This window comes from Actinocorallia aurantiaca, from assembly GCF_039533685.1.
Lineage (GTDB): Bacteria > Actinomycetota > Actinomycetes > Streptosporangiales > Streptosporangiaceae > Actinocorallia > Actinocorallia aurantiaca.
The window spans coordinates 33,108-52,582 of the sequence record NZ_BAAATZ010000033.1 but is presented as its reverse complement, the minus strand read 5'-3'; the positions used below and the strand labels follow the sequence as shown (position 1 = coordinate 52,582).

24 protein-coding genes are annotated in these 19,475 nt (G+C 69.5%); 12 read left to right on the top strand and 12 right to left on the bottom strand.

The window, feature by feature from the left end; translation table 11 throughout:
* The first annotated feature begins 6 nt into the window (after window positions 1–6).
* Genes ABD327_RS32190 through ABD327_RS32175 form a run of 4 tightly spaced genes read left to right on the top strand, consistent with a single transcriptional unit; the run spans window position 7 to window position 3,767 of the window.
* Window positions 7–771, top strand: a complete 765-nt coding sequence (locus tag ABD327_RS32190; protein WP_344456317.1) for an SDR family NAD(P)-dependent oxidoreductase — start codon at window positions 7–9, stop codon at window positions 769–771.
* A 7-nt stretch (window positions 772–778) separates the two neighbouring features.
* Window positions 779–1,930, top strand: a complete 1,152-nt coding sequence (locus tag ABD327_RS32185; protein ID WP_344456315.1) for an acyl-CoA dehydrogenase family protein — start codon at window positions 779–781, stop codon at window positions 1,928–1,930.
* A 23-nt stretch (window positions 1,931–1,953) separates the two neighbouring features.
* Window positions 1,954–2,985 carry an acyl-CoA dehydrogenase family protein gene (locus tag ABD327_RS32180; protein ID WP_344456313.1) on the top strand — a complete coding sequence of 344 codons (1,032 nt, stop codon included), beginning with the start codon at window positions 1,954–1,956 and terminating at the stop codon, window positions 2,983–2,985.
* A 17-nt stretch (window positions 2,986–3,002) separates the two neighbouring features.
* Window positions 3,003–3,767, top strand: a complete 765-nt coding sequence (locus tag ABD327_RS32175) for a crotonase/enoyl-CoA hydratase family protein (protein WP_344456311.1) — start codon at window positions 3,003–3,005, stop codon at window positions 3,765–3,767.
* A 345-nt stretch (window positions 3,768–4,112) separates the two neighbouring features.
* Here the strand turns inward: ABD327_RS32175 and ABD327_RS32170 are convergent, their stop codons facing one another.
* The 4 genes from ABD327_RS32170 to ABD327_RS32155 all read right to left on the bottom strand — a co-directional run bounded on the left by ABD327_RS32170 (window position 4,113) and on the right by ABD327_RS32155 (window position 7,414).
* Entirely contained in the window at window positions 4,113–4,415 is a 303-nt protein-coding gene (locus tag ABD327_RS32170; RefSeq protein WP_344456309.1) for a hypothetical protein, read from the bottom strand.
* Window positions 4,416–4,898: 483 nt separating this feature from the next.
* Complete coding sequence (locus ABD327_RS32165) at window positions 4,899–5,588, bottom strand: hypothetical protein (protein ID WP_344456307.1); 690 nt, start codon at window positions 5,586–5,588, stop codon at window positions 4,899–4,901.
* Window positions 5,589–5,837: 249 nt separating this feature from the next.
* Complete coding sequence (locus ABD327_RS32160) at window positions 5,838–6,491, bottom strand: NADPH-dependent F420 reductase (protein ID WP_344456305.1); 654 nt, start codon at window positions 6,489–6,491, stop codon at window positions 5,838–5,840.
* A 173-nt stretch (window positions 6,492–6,664) separates the two neighbouring features.
* On the bottom strand, window positions 6,665–7,414 hold the full coding sequence (locus ABD327_RS32155) for an SDR family oxidoreductase (RefSeq protein ID WP_344456302.1): 750 nt from the start codon (window positions 7,412–7,414) through the stop codon (window positions 6,665–6,667).
* A 94-nt stretch (window positions 7,415–7,508) separates the two neighbouring features.
* Between ABD327_RS32155 and ABD327_RS32150 the strand changes: the two genes are divergently transcribed.
* A complete protein-coding gene (locus ABD327_RS32150) occupies window positions 7,509–8,117 on the top strand; it encodes a TetR/AcrR family transcriptional regulator (RefSeq protein ID WP_344456300.1) in 609 nt (202 codons plus the stop codon).
* 251 nt (window positions 8,118–8,368) lie between these two features.
* On the opposite strand, the gene ABD327_RS32145 is transcribed toward ABD327_RS32150, so the two are convergent.
* The 4 genes from ABD327_RS32145 to ABD327_RS32130 form a co-directional block, all read right to left on the bottom strand.
* Window positions 8,369–9,394, bottom strand: a complete 1,026-nt coding sequence (locus ABD327_RS32145) for a terpene synthase family protein (RefSeq protein WP_344456297.1) — start codon at window positions 9,392–9,394, stop codon at window positions 8,369–8,371.
* A gap of 422 nt (window positions 9,395–9,816) precedes the next feature.
* On the bottom strand, window positions 9,817–10,542 hold the full coding sequence (locus ABD327_RS32140) for a hypothetical protein (protein ID WP_344456295.1): 726 nt from the start codon (window positions 10,540–10,542) through the stop codon (window positions 9,817–9,819).
* A 28-nt stretch (window positions 10,543–10,570) separates the two neighbouring features.
* Complete coding sequence (locus ABD327_RS32135) at window positions 10,571–11,800, bottom strand: hypothetical protein (protein WP_344456293.1); 1,230 nt, start codon at window positions 11,798–11,800, stop codon at window positions 10,571–10,573.
* A 165-nt stretch (window positions 11,801–11,965) separates the two neighbouring features.
* Window positions 11,966–12,337: a hypothetical protein gene (locus ABD327_RS32130; protein WP_344456291.1), complete on the bottom strand. Its 372-nt coding sequence runs from the start codon at window positions 12,335–12,337 to the stop codon at window positions 11,966–11,968.
* Window positions 12,338–12,463: 126 nt separating this feature from the next.
* On the opposite strand from ABD327_RS32130, the gene ABD327_RS32125 reads away from it, so the two are divergent.
* Window positions 12,464–12,679 (top strand): hypothetical protein, encoded by a 216-nt coding sequence (locus ABD327_RS32125; RefSeq protein WP_344456289.1) that lies wholly within the window; start codon window positions 12,464–12,466, stop codon window positions 12,677–12,679.
* A gap of 770 nt (window positions 12,680–13,449) precedes the next feature.
* Here ABD327_RS32125 and ABD327_RS32120 read toward each other — a convergent pair.
* The gene (locus ABD327_RS32120; RefSeq protein WP_344456287.1) at window positions 13,450–13,833 is read right to left on the bottom strand and encodes a DUF5997 family protein; all 384 of its coding nucleotides are present in this window, start codon (window positions 13,831–13,833) and stop codon (window positions 13,450–13,452) included.
* A gap of 55 nt (window positions 13,834–13,888) precedes the next feature.
* On the opposite strand from ABD327_RS32120, the gene ABD327_RS32115 reads away from it, so the two are divergent.
* Window positions 13,889–14,548, top strand: coding sequence for a LysR family transcriptional regulator substrate-binding protein (locus ABD327_RS32115; protein WP_344456285.1), 660 nt, complete (start codon window positions 13,889–13,891; stop codon window positions 14,546–14,548).
* A gap of 192 nt (window positions 14,549–14,740) precedes the next feature.
* On the opposite strand, the gene ABD327_RS32110 is transcribed toward ABD327_RS32115, so the two are convergent.
* Window positions 14,741–14,914 carry a TetR-type transcription factor C-terminal domain-containing protein gene (locus ABD327_RS32110; RefSeq protein WP_344456283.1) on the bottom strand — a complete coding sequence of 58 codons (174 nt, stop codon included), beginning with the start codon at window positions 14,912–14,914 and terminating at the stop codon, window positions 14,741–14,743.
* Between the two features lie 85 nt (window positions 14,915–14,999).
* Between ABD327_RS32110 and ABD327_RS32105 the strand changes: the two genes are divergently transcribed.
* The 3 genes from ABD327_RS32105 (at window position 15,000) to ABD327_RS37545 (ending at window position 16,044) form a co-directional block, all read left to right on the top strand.
* Window positions 15,000–15,230, top strand: coding sequence for a hypothetical protein (locus ABD327_RS32105; protein ID WP_344456281.1), 231 nt, complete (start codon window positions 15,000–15,002; stop codon window positions 15,228–15,230).
* A 90-nt stretch (window positions 15,231–15,320) separates the two neighbouring features.
* Entirely contained in the window at window positions 15,321–15,503 is a 183-nt protein-coding gene (locus ABD327_RS32100; RefSeq protein WP_344456279.1) for a hypothetical protein, read from the top strand.
* 118 nt (window positions 15,504–15,621) lie between these two features.
* Entirely contained in the window at window positions 15,622–16,044 is a 423-nt protein-coding gene (locus tag ABD327_RS37545) for a DoxX family protein (protein WP_425547273.1), read from the top strand.
* Here ABD327_RS37545 and ABD327_RS32095 read toward each other — a convergent pair.
* Both ABD327_RS32095 and ABD327_RS32090 read right to left on the bottom strand, forming a co-directional pair.
* Window positions 15,974–16,738, bottom strand: a complete 765-nt coding sequence (locus ABD327_RS32095) for a crotonase/enoyl-CoA hydratase family protein (protein ID WP_344456277.1) — start codon at window positions 16,736–16,738, stop codon at window positions 15,974–15,976. The genes ABD327_RS37545 and ABD327_RS32095 overlap by 71 nt on opposite strands.
* Before the next feature lie 223 nt (window positions 16,739–16,961).
* On the bottom strand, window positions 16,962–17,756 hold the full coding sequence (locus ABD327_RS32090) for a FadR/GntR family transcriptional regulator (RefSeq protein ID WP_344456275.1): 795 nt from the start codon (window positions 17,754–17,756) through the stop codon (window positions 16,962–16,964).
* Between the two features lie 138 nt (window positions 17,757–17,894).
* On the opposite strand from ABD327_RS32090, the gene ABD327_RS32085 reads away from it, so the two are divergent.
* Together ABD327_RS32085 and ABD327_RS32080 are read left to right on the top strand one after the other, a co-directional pair.
* The gene (locus tag ABD327_RS32085) at window positions 17,895–19,031 is read left to right on the top strand and encodes an acyl-CoA dehydrogenase family protein (RefSeq protein WP_344456273.1); all 1,137 of its coding nucleotides are present in this window, start codon (window positions 17,895–17,897) and stop codon (window positions 19,029–19,031) included.
* Window positions 19,031–19,475: acyl-CoA dehydrogenase family protein (locus ABD327_RS32080; protein ID WP_344456271.1), on the top strand; the 445-nt coding region annotated here is incomplete at its 3' end. The genes ABD327_RS32085 and ABD327_RS32080, both read left to right, overlap by 1 nt.

Here is a 19,475-nt window from a genome sequence, read left to right as displayed (position 1 = left end):
ATCACTGTGGATTTGTCAAACGCGACCGCGCTCGTGACCGGAGGAGCGTCCGGCCTGGGGCTCGGCACGGTCAGGAAGTTCGTCGAACGCGGAGTGCCGACGGTCATCGTCGACCTTCCCGCCTCGAACGGCAAGGAGATCGCCGCCGAACTCGGAGAGCTGGCGACCTTCGTCCCGGCCGACATCACCGACACCGCCCAGTTCACCGAGGCGCTGGACGCCGCGGAGGCGATCGCGCCGCTCCGCGCGGTCGTCCACTGCGCCGGACGGGCCATCACGCTCCGCGTCCTGGACCGTCAGGGCGACCCGGGCGACCTGGAGTCCTACCGGGCCGTCATCGAGACCAACCTGATCGGCACCTTCAACGTGCTGCGCCTGTCGGCATCCCGGATCGTCAAGCACGAACTCGTCGGGGAGGAGCGCGGCGTGATCGTGCTGACCGCGTCGGTCGCCGCATGGGAGGGACAGGTCGGCCAGATCCCCTACGCCTCGTCGAAGGCCGGCATCGTCGGCATGACCCTCGTGGCGGCGCGTGACCTGTCGCGCAAGCAGATCCGCGTCAACGGCATCGCGCCGGGCGTCTTCGACACCCCGGGTCTCGGCCGGCACTCCGACGAGATCAAGGCGGGCCTGGCCGCGCAGGTTCCCCACCCCGCCCGGATGGGCGTGCCCGCCGAGTTCGGGCAACTGGCCCTGGCCGTGATCGACAACCCGATGATCAACGGCGAGACGATCCGGATCGACGGGGCGATCCGGATGTCGGCGAAGTAGGGCCGGCATGAAATTCGATCTCGTCCCCCCGGCGAGCCGGGCGGCCGCCGACCTCGACGGCCTGCGCCGCGAGGTGCGCGCCCTCCTCGCCGAACAGCGGTCGGCCGGTGTCTTCACGCCGACCGTCGACTCCTGGGGAAACGGCTGGAACCCCGAATTCTCCCGTGCGCTCGCCGAACGCGGATGGGTGGGCATGACCGTGCCGCGGCAGTACGGCGGCGGCGGGCGGAGCTTCGTCGAACGCTTCGCGGTCACCGAGGAACTGCTGGCGGCCGGAGCCCCGGTCTCCGCGCACTGGGTGGCCGACCGGCAGGTCGCCCCGTCCCTGCTGCGCCACGGGACCGACGAGCAGCGCGCCCGGTTCCTCCCGCCGATCACCAGGGCCGAGGAGTTCTGGGCGATCGGGATGAGCGAGCCGGGCTCCGGCTCCGACCTGGCCTCCGTACGGACCAAGGCCGTACCGGTCGAGGGCGGGTGGATCGTCAGCGGGACGAAACTGTGGACGTCGGGCGCCCACCACGCGCACTTCTTCATCGTCCTCGCCCGTACCGCGCCGACCGATCCCGAGCGCCGGCACGAAGGACTCAGCCAGTTCATCGTCCCGCTCGACGCGCCGCACGTGCGGATCTCGCCCGTGCTCAACCTCTCGGGCGAGCACCACTTCAACGAGGTCGTCCTCGACGAGGTGTACGTCCCGGACGGCATGCTGCTCGGCGAGCCCGGGACGGGGTGGCGGCAGGTGACGGCGGAACTGGGCTTCGAGCGGTCCGGGTCCGAGCGCTTCCTGTCGACCTACGCCCTGCTCGCCGAGGCGCTTCGCGAAGCCGGGAGCGGCGGGATCCCCTCCGACCCCCGACTCGGCGCGCTCGTCGGCCGGCACTTCGGACTGCACCACATGTCCCTGGCCGTGTCGCAGGCGCTCGAGCGCGGTGACGCCGCCGACATCCCGGCGGCCGTCGTCAAGCTGCTCGGCACCCAGATGGAGGGAGACGTGGTGGACGTCGTCGACGAGCTCGTCGGTCCGTCGGAACGGGACGCCTCGCCCGTCCTGGCCGAGTTCCTGCGCGCTGGAGTGCTGAGCCGTCCCGGTTTCACGATCCGCGGCGGGACCACGCAGGTTCTCAACGGCGTCGTGGCACGAGGGCTGGGACTGCGATGAGCACCGGAACGGAGGAACAGGTCATGCAGGACTTCGCACACGAGGTGGGCGAGCTCGCCCACCGGATCTTCGCGGACGTCGCCGCGCAGGACGGCGTCGGTCTGGACCGCGGAACCTGGAAGGTTCTCGGCGAGAGCGGGCTCACCGACCTGTTCCAGACCGCCGAAGGCCCGGGGGAGGGCTGGCCCGAGGCCGCGGCGCTCCTGGTCGAGGCCGGTGCCGCGGGCGCGCGGATCCCCATCGTGGAACACGACCTGCTCGGCGGCTGGCTGCTGCGCCGCGCGGGCCTGCCGGACGACGGCTCAGGCCCCCGCACCTGCGGGACGAGCAGCGGCGGCGTCGCCCGCGCGGTGCCCTGGGCCCGCGAGGCCGCGAGCATCGTCCTGCTCGACCGCCGCGACGACGGCCGGCTGACCGTCCTGGAGACCGGCGCCGGGGCGGTGGAGATCACGCCGGGTGAGAACCTGGCGGGGGAGTACCGGGACGACGTTCGTCTCGTCGACGGGGCGGCCGGGGCCGCCGAAATCGAGGTCGACGCCGAGGTCGCCGCGGAGTACGCGGCGCGGCGGTCCCTGGCCCGCACCCTGATGATCGCCGGGGCGTCCGCCCGCGTTCTGGAGATCGCCGCCGACCACGCCGTGACCCGCGAGCAGTTCGGCCGGCGGCTGGCGAAGTTCCAGGCGGTTCAGCACCTGGTCACGACCATCGCGGCCGAGACCGCCTTGATCCGGGCGGCGGCGGACGGAGCGGTGGGCGTCGTCCGGAGGGCCGGCACGGGGGACCGGCGCGCCCGCGTGGCGATCCTCGCCGCGGCGTCGTGCGCCGCCCACGGGGCGTCCGTGGTCGCGCGCAACGCCCACCAGGTGCTCGGAGCCATGGGCTGCACCCGCGAGCACCCCCTGCACCGGTCGACGCAGCGCGTCCTGTCCTGGCGGTCGGAGAACGGATCGGTCCACGGCCTGGACGCCGCCCTGCTGCGCGAGACCGCGGGCCTGGACCCGACGGACCTGTGGTCGCTGCTCGTCGACGCGGCGCCGTCATCGGAATTCATGTGAAGAGAACGAGGAACACCGTGTCGGATGAACTGATCTTCGAGACCGCCGACGGGGTCGCGATCCTGCGCATCAACCGTCCCGAGGTCCGCAACGCGATCGACGGGGCGACCGCGCGGGCGATAGCCGCCGCGATCGACGAACTCGACGAACGGGACGACCTGTCCGTCGGCGTGATCACCGGGGCGGGCGGCACCTTCTGCTCCGGCATGGATCTGCGCGGTTTCCTCGCGGGGGACCGTCCTTCGATCGAGGGGCGCGGATTCGCCGGCCTGGTCCAGGCCCCGCCGCGCAAGCCGCTCATCGCAGCGGTCGAGGGATACGCGCTGGCCGGCGGCTGCGAGATCGCCCTGGCCTGCGACATCATCGTCGCCTCTGAAAAGGCGACCTTCGGCCTGCCCGAGCCCAAGCGGGGCCTCGTCCCCACCGGCGGCGGAGCCCTGAAGCTCCACAAGCGCCTCCCTTACCACGTGGCGATGGAACTGCTGCTCACCGGCAAGATGTTCCCGGCCGAACGCGCCCACCACTTCGGTTTCGTCAACCACCTGGTACCCGAAGGCACAGCCTTGGAAGCCGCCCTGGCCCTGGCCCGCGAGATCGCCGCCAACGCCCCCCTGGCGCTGGAGGCCATCAAGCAGGTCGTCCTCCAATCCCAAGACTGGTCCCAAGCCGAATCCCACACCCTCCAGACCACCCTGACCGCCCACGTCTTCCGCTCCGCCGACGCCCGCGAAGGCTCCCGGGCCTTCGCCGAAAAACGCCCTCCCGTCTGGACCAGATCCTGACCCCGCCACACGGGAACGTCCGGCCGTCCGCCGATGCGGATGAAGCACGGTAAGCCGAGAGGCCCGTTGCGGTGGTGTCCAATCCGGTCAGGCCGAGTCCTCGCTTGCAGCGCCGACCGCCGCAGGCGCGGCCGTAATCCTTTGGTATTCCCCGCCCTTGGATCATGAGGACGGTCGGAATCCGCCAGAAAGGCACCGCGCCTGTGTCCCCTTGTCAGGGAATTCGGGGTATCGCCCCTGAAGCTGAGACGCCCGTAGGCCTTTGCCGGTGGACTTGAGGCACCGGTCGGCCGACGGACGGGAAAGGGGCAGGGCCCCTCGAAATGCGGGCCCTGCGCATTCTCCTCAGTCTTCGCCGTGCCAGGCGCGCAGTTCGCGGCGCGCCTGGTGACGGCTGCGGCGGCGCTCTTCGCGCCGGAGGCGGTACCACTCCCGGCCTCCGCCGACGCCCCCGCAGTCGAACAGGTAGTAGGCGGTGGCGCGCCAGTGACAGCCGCTCGTACGGTGGTTCAGGGACGCGCCGTCGGCGGTGATCTCGTCCGGCAGCGTGCACGGCCCGAACCGGTGGTCATGCACGGGCACGCAGGCCACCATCGGCGCGTCGGCCATCCGCACCCACGAGGGCCGGGTCTTGTCGGTCTTGCTCATACGGTCACCTTTCGGCTCCGTGACGCCCCGGGCTGGGGCTGTCATGGGACCGGACGCACCGTGATCACCTCCGACTGTTCGCGCACGACATATCGGTACTGACAGCGACGTTACCGCGAGCCGCAGGAGCGTGCGAGTGGCGAGACCGCGTTGTCGGCTCCCAACAGAAAGTCGCGGCATGACCAGGACCGGCGGACGCTTAACGTGACTCGTTCAGATGTTCCTCAACCCTCGAGACGCCGCTCGAGGCGCGGCGACGCCGACATGCCGATGTGCGCCCGCCTGGCCTGCCTCAAAAGCCGTCCCCGTCCGCCCACATTCGCATACGGCACCGGCAAGAGTCGTGGTGCTCTACCGGTGCCGTCGCCTCAGCGCCGTCCACCATCGACTCTGCTCGCTGAACGCGACAAGACCGGCGCGACCCGGTCGGGGGTCGTCCTGCCGGCCAGGATCGGAATCGCCTTCTACGAATGCCCGTGCCGATCAAACGCCGTGGTCCTCTGGCGGCAGGTAGGGGCTGAAGTGGTCGGCGACGATGCCGGCAATGGCTGCGGCGTCGTGGGATCCGTCGACCTCGATCACGCGGATGCCGAGGCGTCGGGCGGAGCGGACGGCGTCGTCGGCGACGAGGCGGTCTCTCTCCAGCCGGTTGTGCTGGGCTCGTTCGGGGTCGCTGACGTCCTTGCCGACGGCGGCGGCTCGCGGGAGTTCGCGGAGCTGGTGGTCGCGGAAAGCCCGGGTGGGCACCATGACGACCATCTGCCGGGGGGAGTCGATGATCGGGGCGACCAGTTCGGGGCGGAGCCCCCAGCCTTCGGCGATGATGGGGCGCCCGGAGACGAGGCAGCGCAGGTCGTCCAAGGCCCATTCGAACCGGACCGGAAAGTCGGCCAGCGTTTCGGCGGCCATGTCCTCCGGGGTGGTGTTCACCCAGGTCTGGTCGGGGTCCGGGTCGGCAGGAGGTCGGCCGAGTTTGACGCGGCGAGCGATCCGGCGGTCGTTGTGGCCGCGGGCGTCGTGGTGGTCGTAGTGGTAGGCGGTCAGCCCGTATCGGAGGGCCAGCAGCCGGGCGACGGTGGACTTGCCGGCCCATTGCCCGCCGCTGATCCAGAGGACCCGGCGAAGCGTGCCGAAGGGATCCCACACTTGGTTCTCGGCGTCGTTCCTGGTCACCGGCCTCCTCGGGTACGGCGGCTGACGTCTGCTGCGCAGGTCGTCCGGTCTCTGGAGGATACGTGTTTCCATGGGACTGCGACGTTGACATCGACTCCGCCCGCGCGGAGCCGTGGCGGCCACCGCTCCCTGAAGAAGGACGCCCACCGGACGGGCCACCACCGCCATATGACCCGGAATCGTCTCCAGCGGCCGGTCCGCACGGGCTGATCATCTGCATGCCGTGACGGAAGTCGCTCCTGGTCGGACTCACCTCAAGATGATCCGTCGCGCCCTGGCGAGGTTGGTGATCAGTTCGGCGCGGGTCTGGTACTCGTGCGCGGTCCATGCGGGTTGACCTGGGCCGCTACGCCACGACTCGCTGAGCGGGCTGTTGTCGACGGTGTCGAACCCGAACTGGTCGTACAGGCGCGTCACGAGCTCCACGGCTTCGGGAAAGTCGCTCGAGGCCGACAGCGCCAGACGGCCGGGAGCGCCCGCCGCCTTACCCGCGGTGGTGATGCGGGGAGCTTGGATGTGGGTGAAGGCCTTGACGACCTTGGAGCGCGGAAGGTGCTCTTGGCGTAGCTCGTGAACCGTCTTCTCTCCCGAGTCGATGACCGGGATATGGCCATCGCGCCAGACCATGTAGTTGTTCGTGTCGAGCACGATCTTGCCTGCCAGCTCCTCCGCGGGCATGTCGTTGACGACCTTGAGGGGGACCGCCACGACTGCGAACTCACCGGCGGCAGCGGCGTCGGCAGCGGTTGCGGCACGCGCTGACGGACCGAGCTCGTCCATGAGGTCCTTCAGAGTCTCGGGTCCTCGTGAATTGGCGATGACGACGTCGTGGCCGTTCGTGATCGCCGCACGCGCGATCTGGCTGCCGACCTCGCCTGCGCCGATGATGCCGATCACTGTCATGGGTCTTCTACCTCGATCTCTGGTGGGATTGTTGCGTCGCCTTCGCGCCGCTGCGGCGGGGCTGACCTCTGGGCGCTCGGTCGGCTTGCGGTCGAGATCGGCCGGGCTCGACCGCCTGGACGAGCCCGGCCGGCCGGGCGTCGCCATCCTCGCCGGATGCACGGCCGTGGAACTCAGATCTGGTTCAGGCCGCCGTCGACGTACAGGCTCGAACCGGTGACGAAGCTGCTCTGCTCGGAGGCGAGGAACACCACGGCGGCGGCGACCTCCTCCGGGCGCCCGAGCCGGCCCAGCGGCACCTGCGCGGCCAGTTGCCGCCTGAGGACGGCGGCCTGCTCCGGGTCGGGAGCGAGCCCCGACAGGCCAGGGGTGTCGATCGGGCCGGGCGTGACGGTGTTGACTCGGATGCCGCGTCCCTTGAGTTCGTTGGCCCAGGTCCGGGAGAACGATCGGGTGGCGGCCTTGGTCGCCGCGTAGACGCCGAACGCCTCCGCGCCGACGTCGACGTTGGTGGAGCCGTTCAAAATCACCGAGGCGCCGTCGTTGAGCAGCGGCAGCGCCTTCTGAACGGTGAACAGCATGCCCCGGACGTTGATGCCGAAGACCGTGTCGAAGTGCTCCTCGGTGACCTGCTCGAGCGTCACGAAAGCGGCGACGGAGGCATTCGCGAACAGTACGTCCAGACCCCGCCCCCGGCTGCGGATCGCCTCGTAGAGCCGGTCCAGGTCGGCCAGGTTCGAGATGTCGCCGACCACGGCGGTGGCCGCTGAACCGATCGCTTCGACGGCCGCGTCGAGTTCGGCCCTGCGTCGGCCGGTGATGAACACGTGTGCGCCCTCGGCCGCCAGCCGTACGGCGCCGGCCAGGCCGATTCCGCTGCCGCCGCCGGTGACGAGAGCGGTCTTGCCCTCAAGCAGTCCCATGTGAACGACCTCTTCCGAATTTTGTATCGATCGATGCGGAAGTCGAACGGTAGCACTTCTGAATCGATCGATGCGGAAGGGGTAGACTCCAGGGGTGGAGACCAGACAGAGCGGCCCCGTCGGCCGGCCGCGAGGATTCGACGCCGACGAAGCCCTCGAGCGCGCCATGCTGGTCTTCTGGGAACACGGCTACGAGGGAGCCAGCCTGGCCGGCCTGACCAACGCGATGGGCATCTCCACCACCAGCATGTACGCGGCCTTCGGCAACAAGGAGGAACTGTTCCGCAAGGCTCTGGAGCGCTACACCGAAGGCCCGAGCGCATACCTGGCCCGAGCCCTGGAGGAGCCGGCCGCACTCGGCGTCGCCACCGCGGTCCTGGCCGGCGTCATCCGGACCACCACCCGCCCGGCCCACCCCCACGGGTGCATGGGAGTCCAGGGTGCCCTGGCCTCCGGCGACTCCGGGCGTGAGGTCCGTGACCTTCTCGCCGCCTGGCGCAACAACGGCTGCTCCCGCCTCCGAGAGCGGTTCCAGCGAGCCGTCGACGACGGCGACCTGGAACCGGAGACTGATCCGGGGCTCCTGGCCCGCTACGTCACCACCTTGGCATTCGGCATCGCCGTGCAAGCCGCGAGCGGTGTCGGCCGCGAGGAACTCCAGAGGATGGCCGACGCCGCCCTGCGCAACTGGCCGATCGTCTGAGCACCGCCCGGCTCTCGTCTTCGAGGGCGACTGCTCGCTGTGACCGGGGTCGAGGAATCCGCGGACCGCTGGTATCGCTGAGAATGATCATCGCTGTGAGGTGGGCATCGCCTCTGGATGAGATGAGGAATATCCGTGCGTTTTCAGGCAGTGGTCTCGGCGTCGTCGAGTTCGGCCAAGGCGCAGGGGTCCGGGGAGTAATCGCCGGGGGTCCGACGGGCCTACCTCTGTTCTGGGCCGACTCGCCGAACTCAGTCGTCAGGATGCGCCTGCGTTCCCAGGACTTCGTCGAAGTAGCCGGGTCCGGTGTCGGGAAGTACTGCCGGAGCGGTGGTGTAGCGGCGGGTCTGGGTCTGCCAGGCGTGGTAGCCGCTCATCCAGGCACCCATGACCTCGATGTACGTCTCCGTGGCGGCTTGTTCCCGGCCGGTGAGGCCGAGTCGTGTGCAGAGGGCCGGAACCTGGACGGCGAGTTCCACGAACCGGGCGGTGCGTCGGTCGACTTCCCGGCGGGCGGCGGACAGGGCCTGGTCGCGGGTGCAGGGTCGGGCGTGTTGGATGACCAGGACGAGGTTGTCCATGTCGCCGCGGGCTTCCTCCTTCTCCAATGAGTAGACGTCGTTGCACATGAAGGTGACGTCGGTGGCGGCCTGGCGCATGATGCGCAGTTGCGGGCTGTGGAAGGCGACCGGGGGAATGGTGACGCCGGCGGCGCGTTCGCCGAGGGACAGGGGCAGGTCGGTGCCGGCGATGCCTCGTCTGACCTGGAGGTAGGTCTCCATGTCGGCGGGGGTGCCGCGAAGGCGGCCTATGGCCTCGTGGGCCTGGGCGGCGAAGTAGTACTCCCACTCGTGCGCGGTGCGTGCCGCCCAGCCCCGGTGGGCGCCGTCGGTGCTGCGCGCCCACAGGTCGGCGAACGCCACCGAGCACGCGTCGGCTCCCGGGGCGGGGGCGGCGCCGTGCACGATGTCGATCAGTTGCCGGCACGCGGCCGCGGCTCGGGCGGGGTCGCGGCCGAGGGGCCCGTCGAACTGGTCGTCGAAGACGAAGAAGAACGCCATCGCGTCCGCGCACAGATCCAGGGCCGGGCCCCGGGCGTAGGGGAAGCCGTGGGCGGCCAGGAGCGGCATGTCCCACGAGGCGTACCACTCCAGCGATCTGCCCTCCCCGACCAGGCCCACCCGTCGCACCCACTCGAGGTTGCGGCGCCGCGCACCCTCGAGATCAGGACTCAGGGCAAGGGGGAAGGGCAGGTCGAAGTCGATGTCCTGCGGCACGCGTCCTCCCTGAGGCTGACGGGATTCCGGTAGCGACGTCCGTGAATTCGACGATCGAGTCTGGCACGTCGGCCAGGCCAGAGGTAGGGCTGTTGGATTTTCGGCGATTACTACCGGGGCGATTGTCAGTGCATGGCCGCCGCCGACCTGAGGATTTGTATCTGGCCCTGCTTCGTCGGGGCCTTTCGTGTTTCCGGGGTCCGATCGTTACCTACCGCGCGAAGACGCCTCAAGAATCCGGATCGGCAGCGCACCCCGCGCCACGGGACCCTCCGTGACCTCGCCATCGGCCTCACCTCCGCACCATCGGCTGGACCGACGACGCCGCCCCTACACCCACCCCGACCACGGGCTACGGCTACTCGGTCTCAAATCTGAACACGCATCGGCTCTGGTCGATGGCCGACCGTGAAAGATCAAGGTCAGGCGGGCGGCATCAGATCGCTCTCGCTGATGGTGTACGTCAGCAGGGGGTAGATGAAGTCCGTTTCATTGTTCTCACGGCGCCGTAGTCGGTAGAACTCGCGTCTCTGCTCATCGTCGGCCGATATGAGGCGCGCACCCTGCGGGAGGTGTACATGTCCGTCTCGAAACCGAACGAAGGTCTTTGACGTTCGGAAGGTTACACCAAGCCATTGGTTGTCCGTCTTCTGGACGGGAGCGTCCAGTACGATTTTATGCCTGAGTCGCCGATTCGAGTCGACAGAGAACGCGACGATGCCGTTGTGGGCGAGGGGGATCTCGAGCTTCTCGCCACCGGGCCCCTTCGGTTCGAAGATCAGCTTCCTCGGCGGGCTCGATTCGGGATGCCGGTAGCAGGAGAAGACGGCGATAAAAGATCCGTCGGCCAGATCGAGGGCCTGGTCAGAATGGCTGCCCATGGTCGTGTAAGCGTTCGTGTAGGTCTCGATGAGAGCGTTGTTGAAGCCGAAAGAAAGCGCCGCACGTTCTTGAACCTGTTGCGCCAGCCGCTCGTGCACCGCCCGGAAACGCTGCGCAGGGTTGCTGTATCGAGTGGTAGTGCGTACGAGAGGCACGCCATCCGCCTCGTCGGTCCTGGTAAGCACGGCGCCACGCCGGCCTTTTCCCACGTCTTCCAAACGAGCCGACGCGGACAGCTCCGCAAAGAGATCCTCCTCGGTCGGCAAGACGCACGAGAGGATCTCATCCGAGATCCTAGACTCGGGGGGCAACGTAGTCTCCCGTGTTCATGCTGAAGAGGAACTCGTCGCCGTAATCGATGAAGGACGAGGTCTTGTTCTCCTCGGCGTACAGCCTGCGCAGCTCGTTCATGCCCGCCGGTGTGGGCGGCCCCAGCTCCACCAGATCCCCGTCCACTTTGAGGAACGTGTGGCCGTTCTTGTGAACGGCTTCGGCGCTCGAGCAGCGTGCCACATATCCCAGGCGGATCGGGAGCAACTCGGCGTCCAACGTTGAGGGCCGGACTTCGTGCGTATACAGGCGGTTGGTGGACAGCGGCATGAAGAACACGGAGCCGGGATGGAGAGTCAGGGTGAACTGCGGGGGGAGCGCGACCCCGTCGCGTTCCTCGGTCGGCTCCTTGAGGCGAAAGTGGAGCCTGGTCAGCCCGCTGACCCCCTTCACGCCGTAGTCGAAGGCGTCTTCGGCCAGGGGCTGCAGCTTGTCGAGCCGGTCATAGAAGGTGCAGAAGGCCATGATCCCGTTGACGGGCATGTCCTTGGTCTTGTCGGCATGGGCCGAGATCCTGGCCTTGGACTGCTTGCGCTCGGCCGTGGCAGGGGTGTTGTGGTAGATCTGGGCGAGGACGTGATTCAGCGGTGCCTGGTTCCGGAAGACGGCGGCGGCCTCGCGGTTCAGAGCCTCGACGATGCGCGTGTCGGTCGGGCCGAAGCTCTCGGTCGGCCCCGAGAGATTCGTGGAGCACCGGAGCAGGCGGAAATGCAGTTCGTCACCGTTTCGGGTGACGGGCGTCAGATAGATTCCGCTGCGATGGGCCGTTCCGGGCTTGGTGGACTCCGTCAGGGACTGGAACGCGTGCTCCGCACGGATCTGTCTGAACTGATCGACGCCGAGGCCGAAAAAGCGGCGGTAGTACACGCCGGCGCCGTGTACACGGAGGGGAACCTGGCCGAGGTCGACGAAGGTCCAAGGTTCGTCGACGTCCTCGTGGTGACCGTGTGACAGCTCCCGGATAACGAACACCCGGGCCGCCGCATGCAGTTGGCGGCCGCTGATCCCGGATACATCGCCACACAGGTAGACGGTCTTCTGCGCGAGGTCGGGCGAATCAGAAGCAAAGTCCTCTGGCGTGATCACGGACCCGAAAAAGTCCCTGATCAAGTCATCGTCTTGCAACGTGGAAGGCGCGACCAAAATGTTGTTCGCATCCTCGATACAGGCTTCTGTAGGCTCTGTTCTGTACATCAAACCGTACCTTCCATTCGCACTCTGAGACACGAACCGCAGAGTCGACCAGATGGCCTGCCGGTCCGTTCGCCCATTCCATGAACTTCCGGACGGTAGAGGATATGAGATTAGCATCCTTCGCCGACCCCGCCGTGGCCGTACGGTGTTCACCTCTCCGGAAGCTTATTCATAAGCCCTCGAGAAGAGCAGTCCGGTGATGGCGTCGAGGATGTCTTCCCACTTGTTGATCTGGGCGCGGTAGCGGCCGCCTTCTTGACCGAGCATGCGGCCCTTGAGGGTGGCGACGGCCTGCACGAAGAGGGCGCGTAGTTCGGCCTTGGGAAGGCGTTCGATCGGGACGAGGCCGATGCCCTCGATTCCGATGCAGCCGAGGTCGGCCATCGAGTGGAATCCGGAGATCTCCTCGAGGCCCGAGGCTTCGAAAGCGTGGGCGTCGTGGCGGGCGCCGTGCACCGGGGTCGGGCCGATCGCGGCGATGCGGCCGTCCATGGAGGTGGCGATCTGGACGTGCAAGTCGGCCGGGACGGTGCCCAAGCCTGCACTCGGCCGGCGGGGGCGCAGGCGGGCAGGCCGTTTGTGGAAGATCCGGGGTTGCAACCGCAGGTGGGCGGGAGGCGTCCAAGTGCACGGCGTCGTGATCGAGTCGAGGAGGACGGTTCAATGACACAACCGCCGCGCGTTGTCCGGGTCACTTTGGAGACCGGCGACCCGCTCAGGTGCGTCGTCTGCCGCGATGACCGCTTTGAGAAGCGGGCGTGGAAGCTCAACACCACCGGAATGGAGTTCGCCGGGCTGGCGTGGGCCAACCGGAACGCGCTCTGTTATGTGTGCGTGAAGTGCCGGTTCATCCACTGGTTCGATGAGGACGGGCGATGACCCGGAGAGATCACCGACCGCTCTCATCGGGGGAGCCCGGCCGACCGAGGTGAACACCTGGTCGGCGCCGGTCCGGGAGAACACCTCCAGCAGCACTTCGGGCAAGTCCACTCGGGGCGGCCTCGCGCTCACAGCCGCCGCAGGTCCAGCGGCGAGGCCACGGATCGCCCCGCTTGGAGGAGCCCTTCGCGAATGCCTCCCGCCGGCGCAGCATCCGGTGGAACTGCTCCAGCGCAGAACACGTACGCCTTCCAACCCACCATGCCCGGCTCCAGGCGCGGTGCGGTCGGCACCGGGTGCAGCCCGTCTGCCCGCTGGTCTCCGAGTCCCGAGTCGCCCTCGCCAGGGTGCTCTGTCGCTCCCGCCGACGCCGAACCGCGGGCGCTCCTCGATCAGGCGGCCGCCACGGCCTCCCGCGCCGTCACGACGGGTGGAGCCCGCTCCCGGCCGCTGGTGGTAGACCCGCGACCCACGGGTCAGCGCCAGGAGGCGCCGTCCAGGGCGGTGGGCAGGTCGGGGACGTCCATGCGGGCGATTACGAGAACCGATCGTTCCGGATGAACCACTCGCGCCGGGTGAAGCCGCTGATGGTCTTCTCGTACTCCTCGTCCTCGCAGGCGATCATCCATTCCCGATACCGAGCGGTCTAAGCGCCCGGACGGACGGTCCTGGAGACGCTCGGTCCTTCGGGTTCTCCTGCTGTCCCGCCTCGTAGAGGCACGGCTGGACGTCGACGGAGGTCGGGCCGGGTAGGGGCCTCGCCCCGTGGGTCAGGCCTCGGCACGCTGCTGCTTGAGCCGGAGGGCCTCGTTGCGGACCTCGGCGTGGGTCGCCTGCTCCCGCTCCAGCCACTCGGGCTTCTCGGCCTTCAGGGCCTCGATCTCGGCGGTGGTGAGGGGGCCCGTGATGCCGCCGCGGGCCAGGCCCGAGGTGGAGACGCGGAGCTTGGCGGCGACGACCTGCTTGGGGTGGGGCCCCTCGCGGCGCAGATCGGCGAGCCAGGAGGGCGGGTCGGCCTGGAGCGCGTTCAGCTCGTCCCGGGACACGGCGCCCTCCTGGAACTCGGCGGGCGCTGCCGACAGCAGGATCCCCAGCTTCTTGGCCGCGGTCGTGGGCTTCATGGTCTGCGGGGTCTTCGCCTTGGACGTGCTCATGAGGTCAAGGGTAGCCAGTGCGAGAGAGCTGTCCGGACGGCGCTAGGCTGGGGAGGTGACGGAGTTCCGGCTGGCCTACGCGCCAGGGGTGACACCCGCGAAATGGGCCGGAGTCTGGGCCGAGCGGGTGCGGGAGGTGCCGCTCCGGCTGATCCAGGTGCCCGCCGCCGAGGCCGTCCCCCTCCTGCGGGACGGCGGCGCGGAAGCGGCGTTCGTGCGTCTCCCGGTCGACCGCGAGTCCCTGCATGTGATCCCGCTCTACCTGGAGACGACCGTCGTCATGGTGCCGAAAGAGCACGCGGTGGCCGCGGTCGACGAGCTGGAGCTCGCCGATCTCGCCGACGAGGACGTCTTCGAACCGCTCGACGACGTCTTGGACTGGGCCGAACGCCCCGGACAGCCCGCCTTCACCCGTCCCGAGAGCACAGAGGACGCGATCGAACTGGTGGCGTCAGAGGTCGGCGTGCTGCTGCTCCCTCAATCACTGGCCCGCCTCCACCACCGCAAGGACCTCACCTACCGGCCCGTGACGGACGCCCCCCAGTCCCAGATCGGCCTGGCCTGGCCCGAGAACGCGACGACCGACCTCATGGAAGAACTGATCGGCATCGTCCGTGGCCGCACCCCCAACAGCTCCCGCGGCCGCACCCCCCAGCAGCCCGCCCCCAAGCGAACCCCGCAAAAGCGCTCCGCTCCCAAGCGCCGACGACGCTGAGCCGCCCCGGGCGGTCCGCCGCCGGCCGGTGCCGATCCCGCACGCCTGGGCGCTCGCGCTCGCCGGGCCCTTGTTCGACATCTGCGTCACCGTGGTGGTCCCGCACGACGCGCCCGTGATCAAAGTCGACGCCGGTATGGATCGCCTCGTCTGGAGGTGCTTCGGTGCATCCTGGTCGCTGTTCGCCGCCGGTCACGGTTCTGTCGCGCCGACGGGGCGGAGGGTGAAGTCGCTGTACTGCCGGACGACGGCGTCCTCGGTGAGTTCGCCGTCCTCGTGGTACCAGGCCGAGACGCCCATGCCGAGGTCGAGGATGGCGAAGGAGGCCAGGCGGGCGGAGGTGACGTGGAAGCGTCCGGCAGCCATGCCGGGTGCAGAGACCGGCGGAACCGATGGCTGCGGTGCGGAGTCGTATTGCCACCCTGTTGCGCGATTCTAGGATGCGGGTGAAATGGGTTTGTCGAACGTGCTGGCCCTGGTGCTCTCGGTAGCGGCGATCCTGGTGAGCGGTGGTTCCGCGATTCGACAGATCACGATATTGCGGCACGCCAACCAGCTTCCGATCATCGTGGACCTGCTGCGGGAGTTCCGATCGGAGCAGTTCCAGAAGGCGCAGGACTACGTGGTCCACCGGCTGGGCGCCGAGCATCCCGAGCCGGTCCGCGTCTCGGATCTGCCGTAGGAGGCCCGGCTGGCGGCGTCCATCGTCCGATCGTTCTTCAGCGGCCTGGGAGCACTGGTCTCCGAGGGGGTCGCCGGCGAACGGACCGTGGTGTCCATCCTGGGGTATCGGGCCGATCGCGCCTGGTCGGCCCTTGAGCCGTTCATTCTGAAGGAGCGGGAAGCCCGAGGGGACGTTCACTACTCGGCCTTCTTCGAAGACCTGGTCGCCCGGACTCGAAAGAACTGGCCTCCTGAGGAGCACTACGGGCTGAAGCTCAAGAAGCTGACCTGACACCGGACGCGGGCATGCCGACCACCTGAACCGTCATGGCTGTGCATGCGCGGTGTCGAAGTGACGTCCCCGTGTCGGGTGGAATCACGCGGTGCACAGAGCGGGCGAGACCGCCGGGATGGGCCGTCACTCGTCGTTCGGTCGGGCGTTCGCCGAGGCGGGAATCGATCTCCGCTGTGGAACGCCGCCGGCCCGGTTCGTCGACGACCGCACGGTAGAGCCGGAGGACGGGTCCGTGCTGAGAGCGTCTCTGGGCATCACGATGATCGCCCACGGGTGGAACCACGCCTTCGGCGGCGGCAAGCTCCCCGGGACGGCCCGGTGGTTCGAGTCCATCGGCATCCGTCCGGGCCGCCTGCACGCCCTGCTGGGGACCCTCACCGAACTGGGCGCCGGCGCCTGCTGCTCCTGCCGGCCTTCTTCTGGCGGCCGCCCGCCAAGGCCGAAACGCCCTGACACGGTGATCCCTTTCAGCGGTTGCGCCAGATCGGGGGGCGCTTCTCGGCGAAGGCGACGGCTCCTTCGCGGGCGTCCTCGCTGATGATGATCGGTGCGATGACCTCGTTCTGGCGGGCGAAGGCCTCGTCGGAGGGCCAGGAGCCGGCGCCGACGATGATCTCCTTGGTGGCGGCCACGGCCATCGGGGCGTTGGCGGCGATGAGGGCGGCCAGTTCGCGGGCCTTGGCCAGGGCGGCGCCGGGGGCCGTGACCTCGGTGACGAGGCCGTGGCGTTCGGCGTCGGCGGCGGTGAGGAACTCGCCGGTGAGGGCGAGGCGCATCGCGACCGAGTAGGGGACGCGCCGGGGGAGGCGGAGCAGCCCGCCCGCGCCGGCGACGAGGCCGCGCTTGACCTCGGGGATGCCGAATTTCGCGTTCTCGGCGGCGACGACGAGGTCGCAGGCGAGGACGATCTCGCAGCCTCCGGCCAGGGCGTATCCCTCGACGGCCGCGATGACCGGCTTGCGCGGCGGCCGGAGGGTGATGCCGGCGAAGCCGCGGTCGGGGTGGACGACGTTCTCCCCGGCGACGAAGGCCTTGAGGTCCATGCCGGAGCAGAAGGTGCCGCCCGCGCCGGTGAGGACCGCCGCGGTCAGGTCGTCGCGTGCGTCGAACTCCTCCAGCGCTTCCGCCACCCCGAAGCTCACGGCCCGGTTGACCGCGTTGCGGGCCTCCGGACGGTTGATCGTGATGACGGCTACCCCGTCGGCATGTTCCACCAGGACAGCATCGGACATTTCTCCTCCTTCGCCACGCCCCAGCGGGCGACCTTCTCCCGAAGAAGGATAACGTAGTAATCTATGTCCTGGATGCCTATCTCGCTCGACGGGGGAGAGGCGCATGGCGCTGATCGCGAGCGGGGGACAGGGTGCGCGCACGGAGGCGGCGGCACCGCACCTCGCCGCCCTGGCGGGCCGAGGGCCGCGCGGGCCTCGTGCCGGCCATGGAACGAGGGGCCGTTCAGTCCAGGACGTCCAATACCCGGGTCGCCTCCTCGCCTGCGAGGACGAGTTCGTCGGCGACCTCCAGATGTTTGCGCCAGAAGCGTTCGGCCTCGTCGGCCCGGCCCAGCCGGACCAGCTTGACCAACTTCTCGTAGGCGCGCAGGGCGCGGAGGTAGTCCTCGCGGACCTCGCCCGCGACGGGAGGGTTGGCGCGGACCGCCCGCTGCGTCTGCCGCGCGATGATCTCGTAGATCATGCCCGCCATCAGCGCGAGCGTCTGGTTGCCCGACAGCTCGACGAGGCGCAGGTGGAAGACGGCGGAGCCGGTGGCGAAGAGCTCCGGGTCGGAGAGGTTGGCGCGCTCCTCCTCCAGGGCGCTCTCCAGGGCGGCGTAGCGCTCCTCGTCGCCGCTCAGCGCCAGCAGCCGCGCGGCCGCGGGCTCGACGGCGCTGCGCGCCACGTACACGTCGGAGAGCGTGGCGGAGCCGAGCTGCAGGAGCAGGCCGGCCGGGCGGGCGACGGCCTCCGGGCCGGGCACGGTGATCCGCGCGCCTGTCCGGGAACCGCGGCGCAGCTCGATCAGCCCCTCGGACTCCAGGACCCGGAACGCCTCGCGCAGGGTGGGCCGGGAGACGCCGAAGTGCTCCATCAGGGAGGACTCGTGCGGGAGGAAGTCCCCGTCCGCCAGGCCTCCCTCGACGATCATCCGGCGCATGCGGCGGGCGACGAGCTCACCTGTCTTCGGCGGCCGGATGTCGGCGCCGCGCGCCAGGCCGGCCGTGCCGGATCGCTCCAGCTCGGGCAGTGTCACGAGAGCCCATCCCTTCCTTCGGGCCCGCGGGCCCTTCGCGCTTTCACCTGGTCAACCAGGATAGCTACTACGCCGAACCCTATGGTAGATAACCTAGTAAACCATGTATGCTCCGTTTGTTCTCAAGGAGGTGACCGGGTGGTTGCGGACTGGTCCACACGGCTGCGGGAGTTCCTCGCCGCCCACTCCGGCAGGCCCCCGCGCGGCAAGGAGGAGCGCCTCGCCCGGGCGCGGGCCTTCCACGCGGATCTCACCGACGCGGGACTCGCCGCGCCCGGCTGGCCCGTCGAAGCGGGCGGAATGGGGCTGGAGCTGGCCGACCAGCTCGCCTACCACCGCGAGATGACGCGGGCCCGCGCCCCCAAGCACCCGTGCGGACTGTCCTTCATCGTCGCCCCGACGCTCATCGAGCACGGCACGCCCGAGCAGCGCGAACGGTTCCTCCGCCCGATCCTGCGCGCCGACGAGCTGTGGTGCCAGGGCTTCTCCGAGCCGGGCGCGGGCAGCGACCTGACGGCGCTGTCCACCCGCGCCGTGCGCGACGGCGACGATTACGTCGTCACCGGGCAGAAGGTCTGGACGTCGATGGGCGACAAGGCCGACTGGATGTTCGCGCTGGTGCGCACCGGTGGGCTCGGCCCCGCCGGGATCAGCTACCTGCTGCTGCCCATGGACGCTCCGGGCGTCACCGTCCGGCCGCTGCGCGACATCACGGGCGGCGCGCACTTCGCCGAGGTGTTCCTGGACGAGGTCCGCGTCCCGGTCGGCAACCTCGTGGGGGAGGAGAACGGCGGCTGGGCCATCGCCCGGACCAGCCTCGGACACGAGCGGGCCACCGCCTTCCTCGCCGACGAGTTCCGCTACCGCCGGATCGTCGACGAGCTCTTCGCGCTCGCGGCGACGACCGGAGCCTCCGACGACCCCGTCGTCCGGCAGTCCCTCGCCCGGGTGGAGGAGCGGGCGCGAATCCTCGCCGCCAACAGCAGGCGCGCGCTCGACACCGTGCTGGAGGGCGGTGACCCCGGTGCCGCGGCATCGGTGAACCGCCTGGTGAAAGCCGAGTTCGAGCAGTTCCTGCACGAGGTGGCCCTGCGCGTGGTCGGCCCCGACGCGGTTCTCGGCAGCGCGGCGGCCGAAGCGCCCGAGCACGGGCGCTGGACGTACGGCTACCTCATGACCCGCTCGTCCACGATCGGCGCGGGCACCGCCGAGATCCAGCGCAACACCATCGCCGAGAAGGTCCTCGGCCTGCCTTCGCACCGGGGAGGAACCTGATGCCCGGCCTGGAAGACGAACTGCGCGAGACCGTCGCCGCGCTGCTGAACAAGCGCTGCACGCCGAAGGCCGTCGCCGCGCTGGCCGACGGTCCCGAGCCCTACGACCGCGCGCTCTGGACGGAGCTGGTCGAGATGGGTCTGCCCGGCCTCACCGTCCCCGCCGAACTGGGCGGGGCAGGGCTGGGCCTTTCCGCCGCCGTCGTGATCCAGGAGGAACTGGGCCGCGGCATCGCCCCGGCGCCCACCCTGTCCCTGGCCGCAGTCACCGCCGCCGTCGTCGCCGCGGGACCGCTGGGCGAGGCGTGGCTCGAGCGCCTGGTGAACGGCGAGGCGGTCGCCGCCGTCGCCGCGGGCCGGACGCCGTCGGGCTGGACCGCCTGCGGCGAGGTGCGGGCCGAACACGACGGCGACGCCTGGAGACTGCACGGCCGCGTCCCGGGGG

Bases quoted from the DNA above. Each gene is read 5' to 3' on its own strand.
- ABD327_RS32120 (WP_344456287.1), bottom strand. From the start codon at position 13,833: ATGAGCACGTCCAAGGCGAAGACCCCGCAGACCATGAAGCCCACGACC.
- ABD327_RS32135 (WP_344456293.1), bottom strand. From the start codon at position 11,800: ATGTACAGAACAGAGCCTACAGAAGCCTGTATCGAGGATGCGAACAAC.
- ABD327_RS32180 (WP_344456313.1), top strand. From the start codon at position 1,954: ATGCAGGACTTCGCACACGAGGTGGGCGAGCTCGCCCACCGGATCTTC.
- ABD327_RS32125 (WP_344456289.1), top strand. From the start codon at position 12,464: ATGACACAACCGCCGCGCGTTGTCCGGGTCACTTTGGAGACCGGCGAC.
- ABD327_RS32155 (WP_344456302.1), bottom strand. From the start codon at position 7,414: ATGGGACTGCTTGAGGGCAAGACCGCTCTCGTCACCGGCGGCGGCAGC.
- ABD327_RS37545 (WP_425547273.1), top strand. From the start codon at position 15,622: ATGGGCCGTCACTCGTCGTTCGGTCGGGCGTTCGCCGAGGCGGGAATC.
- ABD327_RS32110 (WP_344456283.1), bottom strand. From the start codon at position 14,914: ATGGCTGCCGGACGCTTCCACGTCACCTCCGCCCGCCTGGCCTCCTTC.
- ABD327_RS32160 (WP_344456305.1), bottom strand. From the start codon at position 6,491: ATGACAGTGATCGGCATCATCGGCGCAGGCGAGGTCGGCAGCCAGATC.
- ABD327_RS32095 (WP_344456277.1), bottom strand. From the start codon at position 16,738: ATGTCCGATGCTGTCCTGGTGGAACATGCCGACGGGGTAGCCGTCATC.
- ABD327_RS32185 (WP_344456315.1), top strand. From the start codon at position 779: ATGAAATTCGATCTCGTCCCCCCGGCGAGCCGGGCGGCCGCCGACCTC.
- ABD327_RS32105 (WP_344456281.1), top strand. From the start codon at position 15,000: ATGGGTTTGTCGAACGTGCTGGCCCTGGTGCTCTCGGTAGCGGCGATC.
- ABD327_RS32170 (WP_344456309.1), bottom strand. From the start codon at position 4,415: ATGAGCAAGACCGACAAGACCCGGCCCTCGTGGGTGCGGATGGCCGAC.